Source organism: Streptomyces sp. NPDC048436, assembly GCF_043200355.1.
GTDB lineage: Bacteria > Actinomycetota > Actinomycetes > Streptomycetales > Streptomycetaceae > Streptomyces.
This window is the reverse complement of sequence record NZ_JBICXP010000018.1, coordinates 97,344-105,161: the sequence shown is the minus strand read 5'-3', so window position 1 is coordinate 105,161 and position 7,818 is coordinate 97,344. Positions and strand designations below refer to the sequence as shown.

The following is a 7,818-nucleotide window of genomic DNA, read 5'->3' as shown; positions in this document are numbered from 1 at the left end:
TAACCTCACCGACCCGGTCGCCAACATCACCGCGGCAGCCAACTACGCCGCCGACAAGTACGGCTCGATCGACAACGTCGACTCCGCCTACTGAGTCCTCGCCTCCGGGCACAGCCACACCGTGGCCAGCGGCGGAAGCGTCACGCGAAGGCAGGCGGGGCGGCCATGGGCCGCCTCGGGTTCCGCCTTCAGCGGGTCCGGGTTGCCGACATCGCCGCCGCCGTAGTGACCCGCATCCGTGTTGAGGACCTCCCGCCAGGTGGTGGCCGCGTCCGGAACGCCGAGCGGGTAGTCGTGGCGGACCACCGGGGAGAAGTTGCACACCGCAAGCAGCGGAGTCCCGTCCGCGGCGAAGCGCAGGAACGCCAGGACGTTGTCCTCTGCCGCGTCCGCCGTGATCCAGGAGAACCCGGCCGGGTCGGTGTCCTGCTCCCAGAGCGCCGGAGACGCCCGGTACTCACGGTTCAGGTCCCTGACGAGCTGAAGTACACCCCTGTGGTCCGGTTCTGCCGAGTAATCCGGGTCCAGAAGGCCCCAGTCCAGGCCGTGCTCCTGCGACCATTCGGCGCCCTGCGCGAACTCCTGGCCCATGAACAGGAGTTGCTTGCCGGGGTGGGCCCACATGAAGCCCAGGTACGCGCGGTGGTTGGCGCGCCGCTGCCACCAGTCGCCCGGCATCTTGGACACCAACGACTGTTTGCCGTGCACGACTTCGTCGTGCGACAGGGGCAGGACGTAGTTCTCGCTGTACGCGTACACCATCGAGAACGTCATCTCGTTGTGGTGGTACACGCGGTGCACGGGGTCGCGCTTGATGTACTCCAGGGAGTCGTGCGACCAGCCCATGTTCCACTTCAGGCCGAAGCCGAGCCCGCCGAAACCGCCAGGACCCAGGTCATGGGTGGCCCGGGTCACGCCGTCCCATGCCGTGGACTCCTCGGCGATCGTGACCACACCGGGGCAGCGCCGGTAGACGGTCGCGTTCATCTCCTGCAAGAACGCCACCGCGTCCAGGTTCTCCCGGCCGCCTGACTCGTTGGGTGCCCACTGCCCCTCTTCACGCGAGTAGTCGAGGTACAGCATCGAGGCGACGGCGTCGACGCGCAGGCCGTCGATGTGGAACTCCTCGCACCAGTAAGTGGCGTTGGCGACAAGGAAGTTGCGCACCTCCTTGCGGCCGTAGTCGAAGGTCAGGGTCCCCCAGTCGGGATGCTCGGCACGTCGCGAGTCTCCGGGTTCGTACAGGTGCTCCCCGTCGAAGGCCGCCAACGCCCAGTCGTCCTTGGGGAAGTGGGCGGGAACCCAGTCCAGGATCACGCCGATGCCCGCCTGGTGCAGCGTGTCGACGAGGTACTTGAAGTCGTCGGGCGTGCCGAGGCGGGCCGTGGGGGCGTAGAACCCGGTGACCTGATAGCCCCAGGAGCCGCTGAAGGGGTACTCCGCCACCGGGAGCAGCTCCACATGGGTGAAGCCCGCATCCGTGACGTATTCCGTGAGCTGCTCTGCGAGTTGACGGTAGGTCAGCCCGGGCCGCCAGGACTCCAGGTGGACCTCGTAGGCCGAGAACGGGGCCCGGTGAACGGGGCGGTCCCCGCGGTGCGCCATCCACGCGGCATCCGCCCACTCGTGGGACGACTCCGTCACCACGGAGGCGGTCGCCGACGGCACCTCGGTACGGCGGGCCATCGGATCCACGCGCAAGGTGTGCGTGCCGTCGGGGCGTGTGATGTCGAACTTATAGAGGGTGCCCTCGTCGATGCCGGGGACGAACAGCTCCCATACGCCGGTCGAGCCGAGCGAACGCATGGGGTAGGCGGCTCCGTCCCAGCGGCAGAAGTCACCGCAGACCCGGACCCCTCTCGCATGGGGCGCCCACACGGTGAAGCGGGTGCCGAGCACACCCTGGTGGGTCATCCGGTGCGCGCCCAGCGCCTTCCACAGTTCCTCGTGCCGTCCCTCACCGATCAGGTGCAGGTCGAACTCGTCCAGGGCGGGCAGGAAACGGTAGGGATCCTCGAATTCGGTCTCCTGGCCGTCGTACGTCACACGCAGCCGGTACTCGGGAATCGCGTCGAGCGGCAGTACGGCGGAGAAGAAGCCGTCGCCCATGTCGTTCAGTTTCACGTCGCGCCCGTCGGTGGCAAGCGTCACCGCTTGGGCGTAGGGGCGCAGGACCAGGAAGGCCACGCCGCCGGGCACCGGATGCGCGCCGAGCAGGGCGTGCGGGTCGTGGTGGGTGCCCGACAGGAGGCGCCGTCCGTCCTCCGCGTCGAGGAGTGCCTCGGGGACGCGAGGGCGCGAAGCGGTGACGGGGTGAGTCCGGACGGCGGCCAGGGGGGCACGGGCGGACGTCTTGGTGGTGTCCACGGTCTCAGCTCTCTTCTGCCAGGCGGGCGATCGCCGCCATGGGGACGGGCAGCCAGTCAGGACGGTGCCTGGCCTCGTACAGGACCTCGTAGACCGCCCGGTCCGTCTCGTAAGCGCGCAGGAGCGCGGCCTCCGCACGCGGATCCCACGGCGACCCCGCGGCGTATCCGGCGCAATAGGCTTCCCGGCACCGCTTCACCCACTGGGATCGGCGGGGCTTGCGGGTGTGGGCCGCGTAATCGAAGGAGCGCAGCATGCCCGCCACATCGCGTACGGGGGCCTGGGCGTGCCGCCGCTCGGCGAGCGGACGGGCCGGTTCGCCCTCGAAGTCGATGACGAACCAACGTCCGTCGGCCTGGAGCACCTGCCCGAGGTGCAGGTCGCCGTGGATCCGCTGGGCCGTCCGGCCAGGACCGCGCGCCGCGACCGCGCCGTACGCCGCCTTCAGCCGGGACACGTACGGAACGAGGCCCTCGACCTGCCGGGCGGCTGCTTCCAGGCGGCCGGTCATGGCTGCGGCAAGGCGGGCGCCGCCCCGCGGGTCCAGGGGCTCTGTCGCGAAAGCCAGGGCCAGCGCCTGATGCACTTCCGCGGTGGCGCGCCCCAGTTCGTACGACTCGTCACCGAAGTCCGCGCCCGAGGCGAGGGACTGCAGTGCCAGCGTCCAGCCGTCCGTCGCGCCGCGCAGGAACGGCTGGAGCACTCCGAGCGTCATCTTCTGCGGCTCGGTGGTCCAGAACCACGCCACGGTGGCGGGCACCCGGGCGCAGCTCGCATGGGCCAGGGCCCGGGGGACCTCAAGATCCGGGTTGACGCCGTGCTGGACACGGCGGAACAGCTTCAGGATGAAGGAATCCCCGTACACCAGAGAGGTGTTGGACTGCTCGCCGTCAAGGAGCCGGGGCGCGAGCCCCTCCGGCACGACGGTCCGCACGTCGCGTTCGAAGCGCAGGGGGCCCGTGGCGCCGGGGACCCGCAGACGTTCCAGGAGGAGCCTCGCCGACCACGGGTCCAGAAGGGCGTCGTAGACGGTGAACCCCGCCAGTGGGCCCGCGTCAGCGCGGCCGATGGCCGCGTGCTGGAGCCGGGGCGGCAGGTGTTCACGGACGCCGAGGATCAGTTGGTAGCAGTCATCGGGCTGGCCCGCGTATCCCGTGCGGATCAGCAGGTGCAGGCACCCGGGGTGCAATTCCGTCGTCGACAGAACGGCCAGATCCGACACGGGCCGGCCCTTGCCCGCGAACCACCTCTGCTTCGGCAGCCACGAGCGCAGGAGCCCGGCCAGCGACGTCAGCAGTTGGGGAGGGCTGAGGCTGCCGGGTGACTGCGATGCCGTCGTCAGCATGAGGAACGTCCCTTCAAAGGTATACCGCGGGTTCGGCCGGACGTCGTGGCTGTTCGGTCAGCCGGAACCAGTAGAAGCCGTGTCCGGCCAGGGTGAGGAGGTAGGGGAGTTCGCCGATGGCGGGGAAGCGCACTCCGCCGATGAGTTCGACGGGGTGGCGGCCGTTGAAGGTCTGCAGGTCGAGTTCGGTGGGCTGGGCGAAGCGGGAGAAGTTGTGCACGCACAGCACGAGGTCGTCCCCCTTTTCCTCTGTCGGAGGGGCTTCGCGCAGGAAGGCGATGACGGCCGGGTTGGAGGAGGGCAGTTCGGTGTAGGAGCCGAGGCCGAAGGCGGGGTTCTGTTTGCGGATCTCGATCATCCGGCGGGTCCAGTGCAGGAGGCTGGAGGGGGAGGACATGGAGGCTTCGACGTTGGTGACCTGGTAGCCGTAGACCGGATCCATGATCGTCGGCAGATACAGCCGTCCCGGATCGCAGGAGGAGAAGCCGGCGTTGCGGTCGGGGGTCCACTGCATGGGGGTGCGGACCGCGTCGCGGTCACCCAGCCAGATGTTGTCGCCCATGCCGATCTCGTCGCCGTAGTACAGGATCGGTGAGCCGGGCAGGGAGAGGAGCAGGGCGGTGAAGAGTTCGATCTGGTTGCGGTCGTTGTCCAGGAGGGGGGCCAGGCGGCGGCGGATGCCGATGTTGGCGCGCATGCGGGGGTCTTTGGCGTATTCGGCGTACATGTAGTCGCGCTCTTCGTCGGTGACCATTTCCAGGGTCAGCTCGTCGTGGTTGCGCAGGAAGATGCCCCATTGGCAGCCGGAGGGGATGGCGGGGGTTTTGGCGAGGATTTCGGAGACGGGGTAGCGCGATTCGCGGCGTACGGCCATGAAGATGCGGGGCATGACGGGGAAGTGGAAGGCCATGTGGCATTCGTCGCCGCCGTCTTTGAAGTCGCCGAAGTAGTCGACGACGTCTTCGGGCCATTGGTTGGCTTCGGCGAGCAGGACGGTGTCGGGGTAGTGGGCGTCGATTTCGGCGCGGACGCGTTTGAGGAGGTTGTGGGAGCGGGGGAGGTTTTCGCAGTTGGTGCCCTCTTCGGCGAAGAGGTAGGGCACGGCGTCGAGGCGGAATCCGTCGATGCCCAGGTCGAGCCAGAAGCGCAGGGCGGAGATGATTTCTTCCTGGACGGCGGGGTTTTCGTAGTTCAGGTCGGGCTGGTGGGAGAAGAAGCGGTGCCAGAAGTACTGTTTGCGCACCGGGTCGAAGGTCCAGTTGGAGGCTTCGGTGTCGACGAAGATGATGCGGGCGTCCTGGTATTGCTTGTCGTCGTCCGCCCAGACGTAGTAGTCGCCGTAGGGGCCTTCGGGGTCGGTGCGGGAGGCCTGGAACCACGGGTGCTGGTCGCTGGTGTGGTTCATGACGAAGTCGATGATGACGCGCATGCCGCGTTGGTGGGCGGAGTCGACGAATTCCACGAAGTCGGCGAGGTCGCCGAATTCGGGGAGGACGGCGGTGTAGTCGGAGACGTCGTAGCCGCCGTCGCGCAGGGGGGATTTGAAGAAGGGGGGCAGCCAGAGGCAGTCGACGCCCAGCCATTGCAGGTAGTCGAGTTTGGCGGTGATGCCCTTCAGGTCGCCGACGCCGTCGCCGTTGCTGTCCTGGAAGGAGCGGACCAGGACCTCGTAGAACACGGCGCGTTTGAACCACTCGGGATCACGGTCCTTCGCGGGTGTGTCCTCGAAGGTGTCCTGGACGGGCTCGTTGACGATCATGATGTGGGTGACCCTCCGATCAACGGTTGTCCATCCCCCAGGTCCGCGCCGACGGCCAGCACGTGCGCGCCGCCCGGGCCAAGTCGCACGTAGTTGGACCTGCCCCAGTGATAGGTCTCGCCGGTCAGCTCGTCGCGCACCGGCACGGTCTCGTGCCAGTCGAGGCCGAGCGCCGGCATGTCAAGGGACACCGTGGACTCCTGGGCGTGATGAGGGTCGAGGTTGGCGACCACCAGGACCCTGTCCGCTCCGTCGCGCTTGCTGTAGACGATGAGTGCGTCGTTGTCGGCCAGGTGGAAGCGGAGGTTCCTGAGGAGGTGCAGGGCGCGGTGGCGCCGCCGTATTCCGTTGAGCGTGGTGATGAGGGGCGCGATGGAGAGGCCGTCCCGCTCGGCCGACTCCCAGTCACGCGGGCGCAGTTCGTACTTCTCCGAGTGCAGGTACTCCTCGCTGCCCGACCGGGCCGGGGTGTTCTCGCACAGTTCGTATCCGGCGTAGATGCCCCAGGTCGGTGAGAGCGTGGCGGCAAGCACCGCCCGTACCTCGAAGGCCGGGCGTCCGCCCTCCTGGAGGTAGCCGGGAAGGATGTCCGGTGTGTTCACGAACAGGTTGGGGCGCAGGTACGGGGCGCTCTCGACGCTGAGGTCGGTGAGGCAGTCGGTGAGTTCGCGCTTGGTGTTCCGCCAGGTGAAGTACGTGTACGACTGCTGGAAGCCGGCCTGGGCCAGGGCCCGCATGACCGCGGGGCGGGTGAAGGCCTCGGCGAGGAAGATGACGTCCGGGTCGGTGCCGTTGATCCGGGCGATCACCTCGTCCCAGAACACGACGGGCTTGGTGTGGGGATTGTCGACGCGGAAGATGCGTACGCCGTGATCCATCCAGAACCGCAGCAGGCGCACGGTCTCGGCGACCAGGCCCGGCATGTCCGCGTCGAAGGCGATCGGATAGATGTCCTGGTACTTCTTCGGCGGGTTCTCGGCGTACGCGATGGTGCCGTCCGCTCGGTGGCGGAACCACTCGGGGTGCTTCTCCACCCAGGGGTGGTCAGGTGAGCACTGCAGCGCGAAGTCCAGGGCGACTTCGAGACCCAGACCGGCCGCCCGGCGGACGAAGGCGTCGAAGTCCTCCAGCGTCCCCAGGTCCGGGTGGACGCTGTCGTGGCCGCCCTCGGTCGAGCCGATCGCCCACGGCACGCCCACGTCCTGCGGGCCGGAGGAGAGGGAGTTGTCGGGTCCTTTGCGGAAGGTGCTGCCAATCGGGTGGATCGGCGGGAGGTACACGACGTCGAAGCCCATCTCCGCGATCGCGGGGAGCCGTTCGGCGGCCGTGCGGAAGGTTCCCGGGACCGGCGGAGCACCCTCGCGGACCACGGCACCTTCCGAGCGAGGGAAGAACTCGTACCAGGACCCGAAAAGCGCCCGGGGCCGCTCCACCAGCAGCGGCAAGGGATGCGAGCGGGTGACCCGCTCGCGCAGGGGGTGCCGCGTGAGGATGTCGTCCACCCGCGGGGTGAGCGCCGCCTCCAGGCGGGCGTTCGGCGACTCCTGCTCGTCGCGCAACGCCTCGGCGGCGTCCAGGAGTGTCTGCCGCTCCGCGCCGTCCGGCACCGAGCCCGCGGCACGCTCGTACAGCAGCGCGCCCTCTTCGAGCGTCACTTCGGCGTCAAGGCCTGCCGGAACCTTGATCTCGGCGGCGCGACGCCAGCCGGCCACCGGGTCCGCCCACGCTTCCACGGCGTACGTCCAGCGGCCCTGCGCGTCCGGTGTCACATCCGCGCCCCAGCGGTCGGTGCCCGGGGCCAGTTCACGCATGGGCACGCGGGGCCTGCTCTGTCCGTCGGGGCCATGCAGCACGACGCCGGCGCCGACCGGCTCCTCGCCCTCGCCGAAGACGGTGGCCTCGACCTGAAAGGTCTCCCCCGGCACCGCTTTCGCGGGGCGCCGGCCGCAGTCGACCACCGGAGTGACGTCCAGGATGGGCACGGTGCAAGAGACCGATGCCTCCTGCGGAGGCCGGCTCGTCTGCGGAGCTCGGGTCATCGCTCTCTCCTCTGGCACGCTCTCGCTCTTGCACACCGGGGGTCGGGCCATCGGCCGCAGGCCCAGGTACTGCTCGGCCGCGGCTGCCGCGAGCCGCGCCGTGCGTTCACCCATCAGCACGCACAGGGTGTACGCGGTGCTCTCGAAGCGCGTCCGCACCACGCGGTCGGCGGGATCGGCCAGCAAGCGCCGCTCCCACGCCCGGTACTGATCCAGATACCGCGCGACCTCTCCTCTGGCAGGCAGCAGCATCACGCCGGTCACCTTCTCGTTCTCCGGGGCGCCCTCGGTGCACCTGGCTGGTGCCG

At 68.8% G+C, this 7,818-nt stretch carries 4 protein-coding genes; all 4 read right to left on the bottom strand.

The window, feature by feature from the left end; translation table 11 throughout:
- Positions 1-87: 87 nt before the first annotated feature.
- Genes glgB through ACGFX9_RS37525 form a run of 4 tightly spaced genes read right to left on the bottom strand, consistent with a single transcriptional unit; the run spans position 88 to position 7,762 of the window.
- Positions 88-2,334 (bottom strand): 1,4-alpha-glucan branching enzyme, encoded by a 2,247-nt coding sequence (gene glgB / locus ACGFX9_RS37540; protein WP_393484165.1) that lies wholly within the window; start codon positions 2,332-2,334, stop codon positions 88-90.
- A gap of 37 nt (positions 2,335-2,371) precedes the next feature.
- Positions 2,372-3,712, bottom strand: a complete 1,341-nt coding sequence (locus ACGFX9_RS37535) for a maltokinase (protein ID WP_393484150.1) — start codon at positions 3,710-3,712, stop codon at positions 2,372-2,374.
- 13 nt (positions 3,713-3,725) lie between these two features.
- Entirely contained in the window at positions 3,726-5,471 is a 1,746-nt protein-coding gene (treS, locus tag ACGFX9_RS37530; RefSeq protein WP_393484147.1) for a maltose alpha-D-glucosyltransferase, read from the bottom strand.
- Entirely contained in the window at positions 5,468-7,762 is a 2,295-nt protein-coding gene (locus tag ACGFX9_RS37525; protein ID WP_393484162.1) for a maltotransferase domain-containing protein, read from the bottom strand. Before ACGFX9_RS37525 ends, treS begins: the two co-directional genes overlap by 4 nt.
- Positions 7,763-7,818: the final 56 nt, after the last annotated feature.

Excerpts from the sequence above, each read along its gene's own strand:
- ACGFX9_RS37525 (WP_393484162.1), bottom strand. The coding sequence starts at position 7,762 with ATGCTGCTGCCTGCCAGAGGAGAGGTCGCGCGGTATCTGGATCAGTAC.
- ACGFX9_RS37535 (WP_393484150.1), bottom strand. The coding sequence starts at position 3,712 with ATGCTGACGACGGCATCGCAGTCACCCGGCAGCCTCAGCCCTCCCCAA.
- treS (WP_393484147.1), bottom strand. The coding sequence starts at position 5,471 with ATGATCGTCAACGAGCCCGTCCAGGACACCTTCGAGGACACACCCGCG.